Source organism: Streptomyces sp. NPDC046977 (genome assembly GCF_040644455.1).
In the GTDB taxonomy this organism is placed as follows: Bacteria; Actinomycetota; Actinomycetes; order Streptomycetales; family Streptomycetaceae; genus Actinacidiphila.
On record NZ_JBEYWO010000007.1, the window covers coordinates 37,896 to 54,063 of the forward strand.

Here is a 16,168-nt window from a genome sequence, read left to right on the forward strand (position 1 = left end):
GACTGCCGCTCTCACTCGGTGGCGTGGTCGAGGCCTACGGCTCGGGGTGGAACCCATGCCGCTGAGCCTCTTCGTAGACCTCCATCGCCTGCCTGGCCTGGGTCCCGGTGACCCGCCGCCCTTGGGACAGACGCTGCGCGACACGGTCGGCGAGCTGCCTGTCCACGGCGCGCAGAGCCCGGCCTTCGCGGGCCCAGTCCGCTAGAGCCTGCCACTCCTCGCTGGGGATGTCCTCGACGGCGGCTTCGGCCTCGTCGGACTCGGTGCTCTCGGGGGAGGCGATCTCAAAGGGCTCGGCTGTGAGCTCGGCGGCCAGCGCGTCGGGAAGCGTCCACGGGATGCGGGAAACCTCGTCCCAACAGTCGGGTTTCTTCGCCCACTCCGACACGTGCCGGTCGCCGGAGATCACCGTCTCCATGATCAAGGGACAGAGTTCGTCGAGGGCGTCCTCTAGGGCGTCCGTGGTGCCCTGCTCGTTCCAGATCCTGTCGAGGTCGATCCGCTTCTCGGCGGCGAGCGAGAGCCGGGCGACCGTGTAGGTCGTGATCAGTCGTTTGTGGCTGCCGGCCGAGTGCGCACGGGCGATCCGGTCGGCAGCCTGGAAGAGGAGTGCAGTGGCTATGGCGCGCTTGCAGTACTGCACGTCCACGACGGGATCGGACTTCTCGATCCGCTCCATGAAGTGGGCGAAGTTCTTCTGGGCGCCGCGACTCACCCAGTACGGGAGCTGCTCCCAGGAGTGCACGAAGGTGGCCAGGTCGGACTTGCTGAATCTCTGCCGGCTCGGCGTGATCAGCTTGAACTTGCGCTGGGCGGCTCGGGTCTCGTGCTCGGCGGACTTGTCGGTGTACTGGCCCCGCGCCCGCTCGTAGAACCATCGCGTCTCCTGACCGCTGCCGTCGGTCGCAGGAGCCCACAGGCTGCGGGAGATACGCTCGAAGACGACGTGGAACTCGTGGTTCGAGCTGAAGTCGACCAACGTCACCTTGTTCTGGGTGTTGGAGTACTGGGAGATCCTCGGAACGATCTCGGACAGGTAAGCGGGATCGACGATCGTGAGTTTCATCTGCACGTGGACCCCGTCCAGATCCCGCTTATCATGCGTCAGGACGTGGTGCAGCGAGGCGGTGGTCTGGCCGCCGTTGACGATCTGGAGGCCGGTCATACTCCTGATGGCGACGGGGCTGCCGTGCTCGTCGGTCTCGAAGTCCACGTCGGAGGCAGTGGCGGTCACACCGTTGTTGTAGGCGAGGAAGCGGCTCGGATCCTTCAGCAAGGTGTCGCGGATGCCCTTGTTCACGCCACCACGGGTCTGGAGGAAGGACCGGACGTTGAGTTCGAGCAGCCGGGTCCGGTGCTCCTTGTACAGTTCGGCAAGCTGTCGGCCGGGGATGACGGCCAGGACGACCGAGTAGTTCGGCTCGTCGCTGTGCGCCGCCAGGCACGGAAGAGGACGCTCAAAGGTCACCTTGATGGGCTCGCCGATGCTCCCAGAGGTCTCGTGTCTGTGGAGCCGCGCAAGGTCCCAGAGCTCGTGTGTGACAGGAATCCCCTCGAACTCCCCGGGTCCCGGGGCACTCGTCGTGCTGACCCGGTTGCTGAGGAGAAAGAGACGGATCTTCGGAACTTCCGACAGCGCCTTCTCCACACCGACGCACATGTCGTGCACGTCGGTGTTGTCCTCCTGGTTGGGCCGGATGGCCGCGTGCTTGCCCAGGAACGCGAACAGCCTGCGGAAGAGCCTGTCGGACTCGGCCTTGGTCAGCTTGCTGCTCATCGGGGTCAGGTTGAAGTCGGTGGTGTAGAGATCGAGGCTGGACCCGTCCTCGGGCAGACCGTAGCCGTAGATCTCCAGCCCCCGGGAGGAGTGGTAGGCGAGCGCAGCGTCGGTGACCACCCCGGCTTCCTCGAGGATCTCGAGTACGTGCTGGGTGAACGTGTTCGGGATCGAGCCGCCCTCGGCGTCCGCCAGCGCCTGGATGTCGGTCACCAGCGCGCGTGAGTAGTCGTGGAGGTCGTGCTCAGCCATGGGTTCCTCGGATCAGGTCAACAAGTGTCTCGGCGGTCACGCTGTGGGCGGTCAGTGCCGACACGTCGATGGTGTAGGTGCAGTTGCCCACCCCGGGCGGCAGTTCGGCCTCGACAATGCGGGGGAAACCCTCCCCGACCGTCCAGAACTCGCTGCGACGCAGGGTGTAACGCTCGTGGTCGTAGAGATCCCGCTGATTCGGCAGATAGCCAGCTTGGACCAGCAGACTCTCGAAGCGCTGGGCGGCGGACGGTGAGGTCAGACGGGCCCGTATCTCGTCCACCAGGGCGTTCAGACTCCTGCCGAGCCCACTTTGCCGGTCGTCGAGGACGACATGAGCCAGTGCGAGGGGCGTCGAGTCGGCCGTGTCCAGCTGCCGCTCGCTCGCGATCTGGACCGTCCTGGCAGAGCGCAATGTGGTCGCCTTCACCTCGACCGCGGCGCCGGGCAGCTGGAAGTCCTGGTTCGTCTGCCGGGGGCCGGTCCAGGAGCTGACGGCTGTGTGCTGGTCCACAGCCGGAAGCACGTACTCAAGGAGGAAGTGGAGTTCGCCGAAGAGACCGCACCGAGCCTGTCGCGACAGGCCGTCGCGCGACACTGAGCGCAGCAGCTGCTGCCACCGGACGTAGCGGCGGACCGCGGCCTCCGCCGCCGTCTCGCTTGTCGGTGCGTCCCGCACCACTTCTGCGATGTCGGTGACGAGCGGGGTGAAGACTTCGGTGAGTTCGTCGTCGGTGAGCATCACTTGGAGCTCGTAGTGGTTGCCGGACACCGACGAGAGGTTCAGCTGCAGGCCGCCGGTGGCCGGCAGTTCGTGGATCTCCTGACGTACGGTGTCGGCGGTCCTGGCGTCTGTGCCGAGCAGCAGCATCCGCCGGTGGGCAGGGTGCGTCACCGACACGTGGATGTCGTACGGGGAGTCGGGGTGGAGCCGCCGGGTGGACCTGCCCGGGGTCTGCTGGTGGGCCTCCAGCTCCTGCCACACGCTTTCGTCGATCACTCTTCGTCCTCGAAGTCGTCGAAATCCATGTCCTGCTTGAACCAGATGTCGTTCACCACGTACTCGGTCTTCAACTGGTGATGGGAGAACGGGAAACTGATGGCAAACCCGACCAGCGGAGCGACCGGCTCGGCGTTCCCCGACGACTTGGCCACCTCGGCAGGGCTGAGGGGATACAACAGAAGCAACGGCTGGTCAGCACGACGCTGGTGACGCAGAGGCCGACCGCGAGGGGTGTCGGGATCGAGCGGTTCGCCCTTCCTGTTGAGCTTGCCCTTCGCGGCCTCCTGCGTGGCCTTCAGTGCACGGTCGTACTGTTCCGGAGTCAGGTCGCAGAGCTCGTCGGCAGGGCTGAGCACGCGCTTGATCGTGTAGCGGCCGGAGACGAGCTCCGAGGACTTGGAGTGGCTACGCTTGATGAGGCCGATGGAATGCCCCGCGATCTCGGCCGGCGCTCCCTCGGTCAGTCGGCTGGCCAGACGGATCGTCCAGTTGCCCAGCTCACCCTGCTTAGCGCACTGGCGTACGTACTCCGCGATGAAGGCCGGCCGCACCCGCTGGGCCTGCCGGTCTGTGAGATAGGAGTCAAGGAAACCCTCGGTGACGTCCGAGGCTGCGACACCGCTCCAGGTGATGCTCCCGCTCCGCTCGTCCACATCCCCCGCGGAGAGCGCGTCGAGGCGTGAGACGAACGACTCAAGGGTCTCGTGGTTGTTACGAACCGCCTTCTCGGAGAGGTCGAAGATGGTCGTCTCGGGAAGCTCGCCGGAGTAGCTGAGGCGGACGCGCGTGCCCTGCCTCATCTTGTTGGAGGCCGTGATACCGAGGCCGAGCGACGAAGTCCTGACCTTGAGACCGTACTCGCGGGGGGTGAGGCCCACCGCGGACATCTCCTCTACGTCGCGCCGGAGTTCGTCGGTGGCCGCAGTGATCTCCGCGTACTGGCGCTGTAGCGTACGTGTCGTGTACAGGCGGCACAGGTCTTCGTAACGGGGCCGGTAGCCGAACCAGCGCCCCATCTGCAGCAGAGTGTCGTACGTCTTGGAGGCACGCAGGTAGTAGCTGACCGACAGCCCTTCGAGGGTCAGACCGCGGGAGAGCTTCTCGCCGCCTACGGCGATGACCGACAGGCCGGTATCCCGGCGCTCGTAGTACTGGAGCGCGTCCTTCGCGGCACCGTTGACAGCCATGACGGTGATCTTTCCGAGGGCGGCGTGGAGATGCGGTTCGACGTCCTCCCAGTCGAGCCTGCCACCGGTCATGTCCTCGGTGCAGGTGACGAAGTCCTCGCCCCAGAGCTCCCGCAGTTCTTCCTCAAGTTCTTCGCGGGCACTGCTGAACCGGTCTTGGAGGACGTCGAAGAGCAGACGCACATGGGCGTCGATCTGGTCGCGGACCTGCTGCTGTACAGCGGTGAAGCGGGTCACGTGCACCAACATGGAGTTGTGCACAGCGACCTGCCCCCGTGCTCGACGTGCCGCGCAGGTCAGGACGAAGGACCGGATGGCACGCTGCAGCGACTCAGGCAGGAAGTCGGGAACCCGGTGGTACGACCTGTGCTTGTCCGGCACCCAGAGGTCCGTGTCCTTAATATGCCTTATGAGCGGCAGCGGCTCGATGTCCTCCTCATCTCCGTCGGTCTGCAGACCGAAGACCCGCTCGGGTCCGAGGTAGTTGGACGGCGCCCGCAGCGTGCGGATGAAACTCTCCGGGAAGAGGTCAGGGCCCAGCTCATCGTGGTCCGTGTCGGGATTGATGTAGATGTTCGCGAAGGGGGTCGCGGTATAGCCAACGTAGGACGCCTTCGTGAAGCTGTTGACCAACCGCCTGATCGCCTTGTTGATCGCCGACGGGTTGGTGTCGGGGTCCTTGGAGGTGTTCACCCCGGCGTTGTCGGCCTCGTCGTCGATCACGAACAAGGGGAGGTCGGGCACGACCATCCCGCCGGTCTCCGGGTCCTCCACGCCGTGGTTGTCGATCACCCAGTCCCGCAGGTTGTCGATGATCCGACGGTTCTTCTTGACCACGAGGACCACCGGAACACTGCCCACCGGCACGTTCGCGGACACCGCCGTCTTCCGGGCGAAGTCCCCCTTTTCATGACTTGTAGTGAGCGACGCCGCCTTCAGACGCTTGCCGTGCGACATCGCGCCGACCCCGATATGACGATGCGCGTCGTCATCCGAGCGGAACTGGTACTGGGTGTCGAACCCGAGGAGCCCTTCGTCAATACGGAGCTGGGTCTGGCTGCGCAGGTCGTTGTGAATCCCGGCGAACACCACGATGAGTCGGTAGCCAGCGTCGGCTGCCTTCGCGGCGAGCCCGATGAACTGCCCCGTCTTGCCGGACTGGACCTGTCCAATCACGAGCCCGGTCCGGCGCCACGCGCCTTCCCGCTGAGGGTCTTCCAGCTCGCCGAGGACGTCGTCGGTGCTCTGGTCGAGTCGGCGTACGACCTGCGTCGGGAGCTTGGAGACACTCAGGAGGTAGCGCCGGTAACGGTCCCAGAAGTCCCACTTCCGGTCGGCCTTCGCGTCGGCAAGCCAGGGCACGTGGCCCTCGTCGTTCTTCATCGCGGAGGAATCAGCCTGGAACACGGAAGCCCGTGCCTCGAGCACCTTCCGTACGAGATCTCGCTCCACGGTGATCCCCTGGGCAGCGAGGATGCTGACCGCGGTGTTCACCGCAAAGTCCACCTCAGCCGGCGTTGCCTGACGGTCGCCTGGCAGGAGCAGCACCGCGGTCTGCTCGGCCTTCTCGAGACTGTCCTCGGGGGTGGTGCTCACAGCGACCTCCTGCGGCCGGGTCGGTTGGGCGTGGGGACTACCAGGTGGGTCAGGAGTTCCAGAAACCTTGTTGCTCGTCGAAGGGGGACATGGAGCTGAGTACTCCCCGGGCGTCCTCAGGCGAGCGGCCCTGCCCAAGAAGTGCCTCGTACACCTGGCGGGCGATGTCGACGGTCTCCGGATCGGCCGGCCCCGGACCGCCGAACGGTTCGGGGTCGTCGACCGTGTCGGTCTCGTGGAGCATGCGGAGCGCCGTGACCGGGACCGTCTCCTCAAGGAGGCGGATCATCGAGCGGACGACGTCCGGGTTGCCGCCCTGGTCGTCCATCGCCGCTTTCACCAAGGGGTGTTTTCTGTTGATGCGCAGAACGATCCGGCCGTCGTGGCGCTTCACGTTCCAAGCGAACTTCAGGGGGTCACCGTGCGCCCGCGACACGACCTGACCACGCTGTCGTGCGGAGCGGGAGGCCACCTCGCGCGTGTACCTGGCGATCCTCTCCAGGTGACGCCGCAAGGAGACGGGTGGAACGACGCTTGCCTTGCGCACGTCCACACCCCAGTCGGTGTCGGCCTCCGCAGGGATGTCCACAGCGATCCGCGCGAGGTTGTACTTCTCCTCGCGCCGGAGGCCGCGGATCCCGAGCCAGTCACCAGCCAGGATCAGACGGTCACGGCGGTAGACATAGAACCCCTGCTGCCCCAGCCATCCCTTCTGCCCGGCAGCCGACTCGTATTCGCCTGCTGAGAGCCGCTGCGCCGTCGGGAGGACGAACGGCTCCACGCGCACCGACTCCGATCCCAACGGCAGAGGCTCCCAGGGGATCCGCTGGACCGACGGGTGCTTGGACAGAAACGGGTCCCACGGGGAGAGGTCAGAGCCACGCACCCGGATCCGGCACCGGGCCGGACGCTGCAGGAAACGGGCGAAGACCATCGCAAGATGGGCTTCGGTACGCTCCGCCTCCGCGTAGAACTGGGCCTGCGTCTTTTCGTCGTCGATAGCCACGGCGGTGTTGTGGTAACCGGAGAGCTGCTCCCACAGGACGACGGTCCCGTGCTGCATGCTTCCCGCGATCCGACGCAGGAGAGCGGTGGTCGTGTCGCCGGGGTCACGGAGGAGCCGCCACTCCTTGAAGTGCTCCACGACGCCGAGGTCCCACGTCCGGACGTGCCAGACCCCGTCCCTGACCGTGGCGACGGTGAGCTTGCGGCACTGGGAGAACGAGGCGGACTTCAGCCCCACACCGAAACGGCCGAGGTCTGTGACACTCCGCTCGGCTGACGGGCCGCGGGCTGCCACCGTCATGGCGGTCACCAGCTCGGGCTCCGTCATCCCCCTGCCGTCGTCCGTCACAGCGATCCAGGAATGCTGCCCGTTCCATGTGAAGTCGACGTCGATGTTTCGGGCCTCAGCCGAGACACTGTTGTCCACAAGGTCTGCGAGGGCGGCGGGAAGCGAGTAACCGAGCGAACTGAGCGACGCCACCATGCCAGCAGGGTCGGGAGCGGCAACGTCGAAGTCCATCTTCACGCTCCGTACCCGGTGTACCCGGTCAGTCCTGTGCGGTCGGTTCGCCTGTGTGCTCCGGGGAGCGGCATGCGGCAGGACTTCTCAGGCTTCGCGCGGTGAGTGTGCCGCTACTCGTCCCACGACAGCCGAAATCCCCCGTTCGGAGCATCCTACCGAACGGGTCTCGTCTGACGTAGGTGATCTCTGTGGAGGGCTGTCCGCAAGCTTCGCGAGGCACAACACACTCGACTGACGTCCCGCCAACCGCGGCGTCGTCGACCTTGGCATCCCCACAATCACTGCCCTCGCTGTTCCATCACGCACAGACCCTGACGGCAAGTTCAGAGAGGTCAACCGCGTCGCGGCGGCTCATAGTCCATCATTGCTGGCATGGACCTTGCTGGAATCGCGGCGATCTTTGCCCTCGCGGGAATACCGGTGAGCGTGCTTCTGGGGCGATGGCAGATGCGCACAGCCCTGGCTCAGACAAGAGAGAGCCACCGCACAGCCATTGAGCTCGCAGAGGCGAACCACCGGCACGCGTTAGAACTCGCCCGCCGTGGAGCCGAGGATGAACGTGATCGGTGGCTGCTGGAAGTCCGACGTGCCGAGTATCGCTACTTTCAGAATGCGTTGGGACAACTCCGACGAGCATTGTCCTCGCAAGCCACTACCCATGAAGAGCTACGAGCAGCTTACGACGAGGTCCATGACTGTAGTCACCGCATCGCAGAGGTCGGCCCGGACGAGGTCCACGACATCGTCAATGTCATTCGCCGTCAGTGCTACACGATTCCGATCTCGTGGCCGGGCTCGGCGGAGCAGCGGGTGGCTCTATGGACAGAGACCATCGGCCCCCTCCGCGACGAACTTGATACGGCCGTACGTTCCGCCGTGGGCAACCCGCGTCCACCGGCACACGGCGGTAACTTGATCCTACGTCGTCCTTGAAGCGGCCTCCGGAAGCCTTATCTCGATGGTGTCCTGTCGCAAGCGGTCTCCTACCTGTCGCGGGGGGACTCCGCGTGTCACGAGTTCGAGGCGCTGGTCAAGGACAAGCTGGGCTCCGAGGCCGCCGAGTCGATCGACTGGCGGAACCCTCGGATGGTCCGCATCGCCGCTGGCTTCTCGCACCACGCGACCAAGTCGCGGTGCACCGTCTGCGCGAGCGGGTCGACTTGGTGAGCTACCGCGTCTTCGAGGGTGGGCCGCTGAGCCTGCTGCTGATCCACGCCCGGATCCACGAGACCGATCTCGGATCGTCACCAGAACCGCGAGCAGGAGTTCACAGCTGGTGCCGTCGGCGGAGACGGGAAGACGTCCGCTCAAACTGCCGCCGCGGGCGCGGTTCCTGGCTGCCTGCAGTGCCTGTACGCCGAGGACGAGCCCCTCACCGCCTGGGGCGAGGTCGAGGTGGCTCAGCTTCGGCACTACATCGCCTACCGCCGGATGGTGAACGTGCCTCCCACCCGAAGCACGAAGCGATCCTGGTCTACCTCAAGGTCGACCCGGACACGGTCGAGAAGAGGAGGGCTTCTTGCACGACATGCGCGGTACCGGCCACCTCGGGACCGGCGACTTGGAGGTGCGGATCGCCTCGGCGGCCGACCTGGAGAAGGCGGGACCGCTGATCCGGCGGGCGTTCGAGACGGCCTGACGCAGCAGGAAGGGGCGACTGGTGCATCGGTTTTTTGATGCACCAGCCGCCCTTTTGCGTCTACAGTCCGTCGGCCCCGGTCTGGTCGCTCTCACGGTCATGCCTCCGGTCCTGCCAAAACGAAGTCGTCCTGGGCCAACTCCGCTCGGAGCCTTCGCTCAGCGACGTCGGCATAATGCGAGGACAGCTCGACCCCCACGAACTGCCGGCCCTCGCGCAAGGCAGCGACGCCCGTGGAGCCACTGCCGGCGAACGGGTCGAGGACGGTGCCGCCTTCGGGGCAGATCTGTACGAGCTGCTGCATGATCTCGACGGGCTTCTGGGTGATGTGCACCCTGTCCTTGCGTGGCTGTGAGGCGATGAAGTGGCCGGGCAGGTAGAGGTCGCGGTCCTTATCGAGGGTGCCCTTCACGCCCCAGATGATGAACTCGGCCGACTGCTTGAACCCGCCCTTGCGGGGTCGGCTGGCGGGCTTGATCCAGGGGATCGTGCCGCTCCAAGTCCAGCCCGCCATCTGTAGGGCGTCTGACGTGGTCGGTTCCTGGCGCCAGTCGGAGAAGATCATGGCGACGGAGTGCTCGGTCGCGGCCCGGTACGACTCGGTGAGCAGCGCGGTCAGCCAGCTTCGATAGCTCCGCTGGTCGCGATTCTCGCCGGGGAAGTTCTGCAAGTCGTGTGCCGATCCGGCCGTGACGTACTTGGCGCGGGCGGTGCGGGCGGTGCGGTCCGAGCTGGTGCGCCCGCCGGAGTTGTACGGGGGATCGGTGACGACGGCGTTGACGCTCTCGTCCGGGAGGGTCTTCAGCACGGTGAGGGCATCGCCTCGGTGCAGCGTGTAGCTCATGTGCGGGCCTCTTTCAGAGCAAGGCGGGACTGGGCCAGCTCCGGACGGCGGTCAACAGCAGGCGGTCGGAGCCGGGTTGCGCCGGAGGTTAACCGTGATTTCCGGCCGCACCTAAGGAGACTGTGCCGTGGTTCGGACCCGGTTCGGCGGTCATTTGGTGCGGCCGGAATCCCGATCTACTGTCTCGCCACGTCACCAAGGCGGAGTCCGGCTCGCCCCCCTGACCTGTGCTGATCCGCGTTATTGCGTCCAAAGACGCGACGCGGGAGGCGCATTGCCTCTCCCGTTCCCGAAGCCGTCAGGAGATCCGGTGTACCGCCTGAGATTACGAGCGCGGCTGGCTGCCGCGCATGACCTGAAACCGGCATCCGGGAGCTACCAACTCCCCTGACCCGGGCCCGCCCTGAAAGGCGGATGCACATCGGCACGGTGCCGGCGGCTTTGCACGAGAAGTCGGCACCGCGCCTCCTACGAATCGCGAGGAGCCCCTGCGATGCAGCACGTCCTGATACACCCACACCCTGACCCAGCTCCCCTGCCCAGCCGGGCTGTCCGCCCCGGCGAACGGCGGCGGCGATGAAGACCACCGGAGCAGTCGTCGGTCTCTTCGCCTCCGGTCCGCTTCTGCTGGCCGTTCCGATCCTCGCCGTCGGGACCGGGACCGCGACGGCCTCCTGCTCGAACGGCGCTACCCAAGCCGTGGACACCTCAGCCGTTGCCGCACAGGTGAAGGCGATCCTGGACGGCGGCGGCAAGGGCACGGTGTCCGTGCCAGGCCTGGAAGGCCCTGCGGAGCAGATCCCCAATGCCAAAATTATCCAAGCCACTGGCGTCGCGATGAACATCCCGGCCCGGGGCCAGGTCGTGGCCCTGGCGAGCGCCCTGCGGGAGAGCAGCTTGCGGAATCTGACGTATGGCGACCGCGATTCACTGGGCCTGTTCCAGCAGCGGCCGTCGCAGGGATGGGGAACCGCGAACGAGATCCTGGATCCGGTGCATGCCTCGATGAGGTTCTACGCGGCGCTGGAGAAGGTCTCGGGCTGGCAGTCCCTGTCTGTCGCCCAGGCCGCCCAGGCGGTGCAGAAGTCCGGTTTCCCCGAGGCTTACGCAAAGTGGGAGCCCCTGGCCACCGCCTTGCAGCAGGCGATCGAGCCGCTGTTGTCGAAGGCCGGCGGCACGTCGCCGCGTCCCTCGCCGTCCGGCTCGGGCAGCACGGCCGGTGCTCCGCCGAGTGGCGCGGGCAGTTGTACGGTCGGCGGGGACGGCACCGGCTTCGGGGTCATCCCGCCCGGTGCTGTGCCGGCCGGATACCAGATTCCGGATGATGCTCCGCCAAAGGTCCGGACGGCGATCCGTTGGGCGCTCGGCCAGCTCGGCACTCCGTACCAGTGGGGCGGGAGCTGCGTCGACTCGCACGGGCTCGATCCGATGGGGCGCTGCGACTGCTCTTCTCTGATGCAGCAGTCGTACAAGGCCGCGGGGGTCACTCTCTCGCGGACGACGTACACGCAGGTCAAGGAGGGCAAGCCGGTGTCGGTTGGCGCTCTCCGGCCCGGTGACCTCGTCTTCACCGAGGGGACTGTCGAAGTCCCCGAACATGTCGGGATGGTCGTCGGCCAGGGGTTGATCGTGAACGCCCCGCACACCGGCGACGTGGTTCGCCTGGCGACCCTCGCGTCCTGGAAGCCGCAGATTCTCGCAGCCCGCCAAATCGTCTGACAGGCGCTTCTCCCCTCCCCCGTTTCTGTACCGGCGCTTCGCCCCCTCGGGCTTTGGCCTGCACCGAATCAAACTGGAGTTCACAATCATGTACCTCGCCGACAAGGTCATCCGGCTCGCTTACGACCCCGGGATCAAGCCGAACGAAGGTGGTCTGCCGGGTCTGGCGGTCCTCAAGCAGGTGATGGGCTCGATCAACCTCTTCGGGATCATCGCCGTGGTCGGTGCGCTCGCCGTCAGCGCGGGTGTGTGGGCCTGGGGCCACCACTCCGGCGGCCACCAGGCCGAAGCAAACGGCAAGAAGGGCGTGCTGGTCAGCGCTGGCGCGGCCCTTCTGCTGGGTGCCGCGAACGGTGTGGTGGCGTTCTTCAGCACGCTGGGGAGCCAGGTCCACTGATGTTGCCCCGTACCACGAACCCTGGCGGCGGATCCCGCGTGCGCCGCCGAGCGCTGCTCGGCACCGCCGTCCTGGTGGTGCTCGTCACCCTCGCCGGTCTGGCCGCCTACCTCACCCGCGACAGCAGGGCGTCCTCCAAGGCACCCGCATTGCACGCGAGCGCGGCTTCCCCCTCCTCCCCGACCGCTTCCGCCTCCGCTTCGTCACCCTCACACGGAAGCCGCGGCGTCCTTCCCGTTCACCCGTCGACGCACGACCCGATCGCCTTCGGGAATGCGACAGCCGCAGCGCTGTGGTCCTACGACACCCGGGCCTACTCCCAGCCCGAGTGGATGGTCGCCCTGCACGGGTGGATGACCAGCGAGACGAAGTACGCCGACACCGCGTCGGTCGACGCGCTGATCCCCTCGCGCACGCTGTGGAAGCGGATGGCCGCAGGCGGCCAGTTCGCCACCGCCAACGTGAGCGAGGCGCACTTCCCCGGCGCGTTCACCCAGGCCCTGCAGGCGGACCCCGGGGCGCTCACCACCGCGTACGTCTACGCCGTAACGGTCTCCGGCAAACAGTCGATCGCCTGGAACGGCTCGCCCCACGGTGGCGCCGAGAACCGCGTCACCACCCTCGCGGTCCAGTGCCGCCCCTCCCGACCCTGCGCCCTGGCCGGTGTCCTGCCGGCCGTCGCGCCCTGACCTCTATTCCGGAAGGGAGTTATTGCCATGGGAGTCTGTGACCTTCCGCTGATGGACGCTGTCTGCGACGCCGTGGACTTCGCGTCCAACCCCGCGGGTACCGTCACCGACGGAGTCGGGGCGTGGATCGCGAAGTCATCGGGTGAGCTGGCCGCCAGTGCGGCCGCACTCGCGGCGAAGGCCGTCAACGACGCCACTGCCATCGATCTCAACGCTGGTTGGTTCCGCGACAATTACGAGCTGCTGCTACCTATCGGGCTCGCCCTGACGGTCGGCACGTTCTGTCTCCAGTTGATGTTCGCGGCCTGGCGTCGCGACGAACGAGCGCTCTATCGAGCTGCGATCGGCACCATGACGGGCGTCCTCTTCTCGTTCTGCTCTGTCGCCTTCACCTCCGTGGCCGTCACAGTGGTCGACGCCCTGTCCGACGGCCTGTTCCAAGCGGCCAACAGCTCCGTGGACGACGCGATCCGCCGCATCATCAAGGTCAACCAGCTGGGAGCGATGTACGGGCTCGGCTGGGCCGTTCCATCCCTGGTCGCCCTCGGCTGCGCGATCGGCGCGTTCCTGTACTGGGGCGTGATGGTCGCCCGCAAGGTCGGCGTCCTGGTCATGGTGACGCTCGCGATCTTCGCCGGGGCCGGAGGCGGCTGGGAGGTCGCCAGCAGGTGGCGGCGTGGTTGGGCCGAGGCCACCGCCACCCTGATCGCCTCCAAGCTTCTGATGACGGTTGTCCTCTTGACCGGCGTCACGGCGGTCGGCCAGTCCGACGCCAAGGACGGCCTGTCCGCCCTCGCCGACGCGATGGCCGGCCTCGTCATCGTCGCCCTGGTGCTGCTGTGCCCCTTCGTCACCTACAAGTTCGTCCACTGGGCCAGCGACGGCGGCGCCCACAGCGACCTGCACCGCAGCGGCATCGCCGGCCTGGCGATCGCCGCAGGCGCCGCGAAGACCGCGGGCAGCCTGGCGATACAGGCCGGTACCGGAGCGCCGGCTCCGCAGGGGCCGAGCCAGGTCGCCGGCGCGGGCAGCGATGGCGTCGCCTCCGGTATCAACGCCACCGGCGGCACCCTGAGCAAGGACGGCATCGACGCCGGCCCTCCGGAGCCGCGAACCAGCTTCCGCTACGGCGAGGCCCCGAACGCCGCCGGCGACCAAGGCCGTGCCCTGATCCAGCACCCCGGCATCCCCGCGCTGATCACCCGGCCTGCCGACGCCGAAGCAGCAGGCTCCGCGGAGAACGGTCCTTCCACTGCCCAGCCCGCTGGTGTGTCGCTTCCGGGCGGCAGCTTGACCCGCGTGGGTGCCGTGCCAGCCGCTGGTCCTGTCGCACCGCCGCCCTCCACCGATCCGTCGGCGACCGGCTCCCCCACCCCGACGAGCTGGGTCTACCCCAACCAGCCGCCGTCCGGGTCCTGACCCACCACCACCCGGGGGGCGGGCTGCTTCCTTCCAGCCCGCCCCCCTTCCCCGAATCCACGGGACGGAGTCCTGCGACGGCCTCCAGCAGAGCGCCACGCCTCCCCCTCTCCCCGCCCGATCCCACCGTCTGGAACCGCCATGTCTGACAACGCCCAAGCCGAGGCCACCACGGCCACCGTGAAGTTCCCGCACCGCAGCAGGCGCGGCATCCTGCTCGGCCTCACCGCCCCGCAACTGATCGTCGTGGGCCTGGCCGGCCTGCTCCTGCTCTCCGTGATCCTGGCCCGTGGCGTGGTCGGTGCTCTCGAACTCATCCCGCTGTGGGCCGCCATCGCGGCGCTCGTCCTCGTCCGCCACCAAGGCAGGGCCCTGGCCGACTGGGCTCCGATCCTCACCCGCTACGCGCTCCGCCGGATGCGGGGCCAGTTGATCTGGCTCGCCCGGCCCTCCCGCCGCCCGGTCCGGGAAGGACTCCTCCACCTGCCCGGTACCGCCGCCAGCCTGCGCGTGGTCACCGCACCCGACCGCCGGTACGGCGCGGTCCACAACCCCCACACCGGCACGCTGACCGCCGTGGTCAAGGTGTCCTCCCGCGCCTACGCGCTGCTCGACCCAGGCACCCAGAACGCCAACGTCAGCGGCTGGGGGCGCGCGCTGGCCGCACTGGCCCGCACCGGTCAGGTCGCCCGGATCCAGGTGATCGAACGCACCGTGCCAGACTCCGGCGACGCCCTTCGCCGTTACTGGGAAGAACACGGCCGGCCCGATGCCCCGGTGGCCGGCCAGATCTACAGCGAGCTGATCCGCAGCGCGGGCCCGGCCGCGGCTCCGCACGAGGCGTACGTCGCGATCTCGCTGGACGCCAAAGCCGCCAGGCGCCTGATCAACCAGGCCGGAGGCGGCCTGACCGGGTCCTTCAGCGTCCTGGGGCAGTTGACCTCGACCTACGACCAGGCCGCGCGCACCGCCGGGCTCAACCCCACCGGATGGCTCACCGCCCCCGAGATCGCGGCCTTCGTCCGAACGGCATACGACCCCAAATCGCTGGCCGCACTGGACCGCTGGTCCTCCGCCGGGCGCCCCGAGGCCGACCCCGCCGCTGCCGGCCCGGTCGTGGTCGTCGAGAAGTCGGACCACATCGCGACCGACTCCGCCGTCCACTCCACGTACTGGGTGGAGAACTGGCCTCGCACCGAGACATCGGCGGGCTTCCTGCACCAGCTGCTGTTCACTGCCGGGGTGCGGCGGACCCTGTCGCTGTCCTACGAGCCGAAGGGACTGGACGCCGCCCTGCGTGATGTCCAGCGCAAGAAGGCCGGCGTGATCGCGGACGCCGCCGAGCGGGCGCGGCGCGGCCAGGTCGACTCCGAAGCGGACTCCATCGAGTACCAGGACATCAAGTCCCGGGAGCGGCAGCTCATCGCGGGCCACGCGGATGTTTCCCTGACCGGCCTGCTGACCGTCTCGGCCGACTCCGAGGAGGAGCTTCGTTCCGCCTGCGCGGTCGTGGAGACCGCGGCGGTCGGCGCCCAGCTCGACCTTCGGCCGCTCATCTGGCAGCAGGCCGAAGCGTTCACCGCCGCCGCCATGCCGCTCGCCCTCGCCGTCTGATGCCGGCCCTCCTCCCTTCCGAAAGAGCACCGCCATGTCCCGTACCGCCAGCCCGACCACGCAGGACTTCGTGCCTTTCGCCACCGCCGCGCTCGACTTCCACCGCGCGCTCAACGTGCCGGGCGGGCCTCTCGTCACCACCCGGGCCGAGCTGGACGCCCTGCACGCCCACCTCGTCTCGCTGTACGGCCTGCTCGACGCCCACGCCACCCGCACCGGCCAACTCGTGCCGATCGAGGGCGACCAGCTCCGCGCCGCCCGCACACGGATCTGGCAGGCCGCCGACCACGTCCACGCCGCCTACCACGCGGCCCCCCGGCCCGGCTCCAGCGAGGTCCCCGACCGCGAAGCGTGCCAGGCCGGCCTGCCAGAAGGCGCACCTGAACTGACCATCTGCCAGCGCCACCAAGCCGCCGCCCACCTGGTCCGACGCCGCACCACCCCGGCCGACCTGCACACGCCGTTCACCGGCCTCGTCCGCTATTGACCCTGCCTCCGTCTTTG

Annotated in this window: 13 protein-coding genes; 7 read left to right on the top strand and 6 right to left on the bottom strand. The window is 67.6% G+C overall.

Features of this window, described 5'->3' with window-relative positions; genetic code table 11:
- Positions 1 to 34: 34 nt before the first annotated feature.
- The 4 genes from ABZ883_RS12835 to ABZ883_RS12850 are packed head-to-tail and all read right to left on the bottom strand — an operon-like array spanning position 35 to position 7,340.
- Entirely contained in the window at positions 35 to 2,029 is a 1,995-nt protein-coding gene (locus ABZ883_RS12835) for an AIPR family protein (protein WP_360905640.1), read from the bottom strand.
- Positions 2,022 to 3,029: a PD-(D/E)XK motif protein gene (locus tag ABZ883_RS12840; RefSeq protein ID WP_360905641.1), complete on the bottom strand. Its 1,008-nt coding sequence runs from the start codon at positions 3,027 to 3,029 to the stop codon at positions 2,022 to 2,024. The genes ABZ883_RS12835 and ABZ883_RS12840 overlap by 8 nt, the downstream gene beginning before the upstream one ends.
- Positions 3,026 to 5,815 (bottom strand): Z1 domain-containing protein, encoded by a 2,790-nt coding sequence (locus ABZ883_RS12845; protein ID WP_360905642.1) that lies wholly within the window; start codon positions 5,813 to 5,815, stop codon positions 3,026 to 3,028. The genes ABZ883_RS12840 and ABZ883_RS12845 overlap by 4 nt, the downstream gene beginning before the upstream one ends.
- A 49-nt stretch (positions 5,816 to 5,864) precedes the next feature.
- The gene (locus ABZ883_RS12850; protein WP_360905643.1) at positions 5,865 to 7,340 is read right to left on the bottom strand and encodes an ATP-binding protein; all 1,476 of its coding nucleotides are present in this window, start codon (positions 7,338 to 7,340) and stop codon (positions 5,865 to 5,867) included.
- A 375-nt stretch (positions 7,341 to 7,715) separates the two neighbouring features.
- On the opposite strand from ABZ883_RS12850, the gene ABZ883_RS12855 reads away from it, so the two are divergent.
- Positions 7,716 to 8,276 (top strand): hypothetical protein, encoded by a 561-nt coding sequence (locus ABZ883_RS12855; RefSeq protein ID WP_360905644.1) that lies wholly within the window; start codon positions 7,716 to 7,718, stop codon positions 8,274 to 8,276.
- A gap of 77 nt (positions 8,277 to 8,353) precedes the next feature.
- On the opposite strand, the gene ABZ883_RS12860 is transcribed toward ABZ883_RS12855, so the two are convergent.
- Together ABZ883_RS12860 and ABZ883_RS12865 are read right to left on the bottom strand one after the other, a co-directional pair.
- On the bottom strand, positions 8,354 to 8,557 hold the full coding sequence (locus ABZ883_RS12860) for a hypothetical protein (protein WP_360905645.1): 204 nt from the start codon (positions 8,555 to 8,557) through the stop codon (positions 8,354 to 8,356).
- 522 nt (positions 8,558 to 9,079) lie between these two features.
- The gene (locus ABZ883_RS12865) at positions 9,080 to 9,826 is read right to left on the bottom strand and encodes a site-specific DNA-methyltransferase (RefSeq protein WP_360905646.1); all 747 of its coding nucleotides are present in this window, start codon (positions 9,824 to 9,826) and stop codon (positions 9,080 to 9,082) included.
- A gap of 576 nt (positions 9,827 to 10,402) precedes the next feature.
- On the opposite strand from ABZ883_RS12865, the gene ABZ883_RS12870 reads away from it, so the two are divergent.
- The 6 genes from ABZ883_RS12870 (at position 10,403) to ABZ883_RS12895 (ending at position 16,151) form a co-directional block, all read left to right on the top strand.
- The gene (locus ABZ883_RS12870; protein WP_360905647.1) at positions 10,403 to 11,545 is read left to right on the top strand and encodes a C40 family peptidase; all 1,143 of its coding nucleotides are present in this window, start codon (positions 10,403 to 10,405) and stop codon (positions 11,543 to 11,545) included.
- 88 nt (positions 11,546 to 11,633) lie between these two features.
- Positions 11,634 to 11,942: a DUF6112 family protein gene (locus ABZ883_RS12875; RefSeq protein ID WP_360905648.1), complete on the top strand. Its 309-nt coding sequence runs from the start codon at positions 11,634 to 11,636 to the stop codon at positions 11,940 to 11,942.
- Positions 11,942 to 12,631: a hypothetical protein gene (locus ABZ883_RS12880; protein ID WP_360905649.1), complete on the top strand. Its 690-nt coding sequence runs from the start codon at positions 11,942 to 11,944 to the stop codon at positions 12,629 to 12,631. The genes ABZ883_RS12875 and ABZ883_RS12880 overlap by 1 nt, the downstream gene beginning before the upstream one ends.
- A 27-nt stretch (positions 12,632 to 12,658) precedes the next feature.
- A complete protein-coding gene (locus ABZ883_RS12885; RefSeq protein WP_360905650.1) occupies positions 12,659 to 14,050 on the top strand; it encodes an ATP-binding protein in 1,392 nt (463 codons plus the stop codon).
- Positions 14,051 to 14,191: 141 nt separating this feature from the next.
- Positions 14,192 to 15,664: an SCO6880 family protein gene (locus tag ABZ883_RS12890; RefSeq protein ID WP_360905651.1), complete on the top strand. Its 1,473-nt coding sequence runs from the start codon at positions 14,192 to 14,194 to the stop codon at positions 15,662 to 15,664.
- Positions 15,665 to 15,698: 34 nt separating this feature from the next.
- Positions 15,699 to 16,151, top strand: coding sequence for a DUF6238 family protein (locus ABZ883_RS12895; protein ID WP_360905652.1), 453 nt, complete (start codon positions 15,699 to 15,701; stop codon positions 16,149 to 16,151).
- Positions 16,152 to 16,168: the final 17 nt, after the last annotated feature.

What these genes read in the sequence shown, in the direction of transcription:
- ABZ883_RS12895 (WP_360905652.1), top strand. Translation starts at nt 15,699, where the DNA reads ATGTCCCGTACCGCCAGCCCGACCACGCAGGACTTCGTGCCTTTCGCC.
- ABZ883_RS12850 (WP_360905643.1), bottom strand. Translation starts at nt 7,340, where the DNA reads ATGGACTTCGACGTTGCCGCTCCCGACCCTGCTGGCATGGTGGCGTCG.
- ABZ883_RS12835 (WP_360905640.1), bottom strand. Translation starts at nt 2,029, where the DNA reads ATGGCTGAGCACGACCTCCACGACTACTCACGCGCGCTGGTGACCGAC.
- ABZ883_RS12870 (WP_360905647.1), top strand. Translation starts at nt 10,403, where the DNA reads ATGAAGACCACCGGAGCAGTCGTCGGTCTCTTCGCCTCCGGTCCGCTT.
- ABZ883_RS12875 (WP_360905648.1), top strand. Translation starts at nt 11,634, where the DNA reads ATGTACCTCGCCGACAAGGTCATCCGGCTCGCTTACGACCCCGGGATC.
- ABZ883_RS12855 (WP_360905644.1), top strand. Translation starts at nt 7,716, where the DNA reads ATGGACCTTGCTGGAATCGCGGCGATCTTTGCCCTCGCGGGAATACCG.
- ABZ883_RS12880 (WP_360905649.1), top strand. Translation starts at nt 11,942, where the DNA reads ATGTTGCCCCGTACCACGAACCCTGGCGGCGGATCCCGCGTGCGCCGC.
- ABZ883_RS12865 (WP_360905646.1), bottom strand. Translation starts at nt 9,826, where the DNA reads ATGAGCTACACGCTGCACCGAGGCGATGCCCTCACCGTGCTGAAGACC.
- ABZ883_RS12890 (WP_360905651.1), top strand. Translation starts at nt 14,192, where the DNA reads ATGTCTGACAACGCCCAAGCCGAGGCCACCACGGCCACCGTGAAGTTC.
- ABZ883_RS12885 (WP_360905650.1), top strand. Translation starts at nt 12,659, where the DNA reads ATGGGAGTCTGTGACCTTCCGCTGATGGACGCTGTCTGCGACGCCGTG.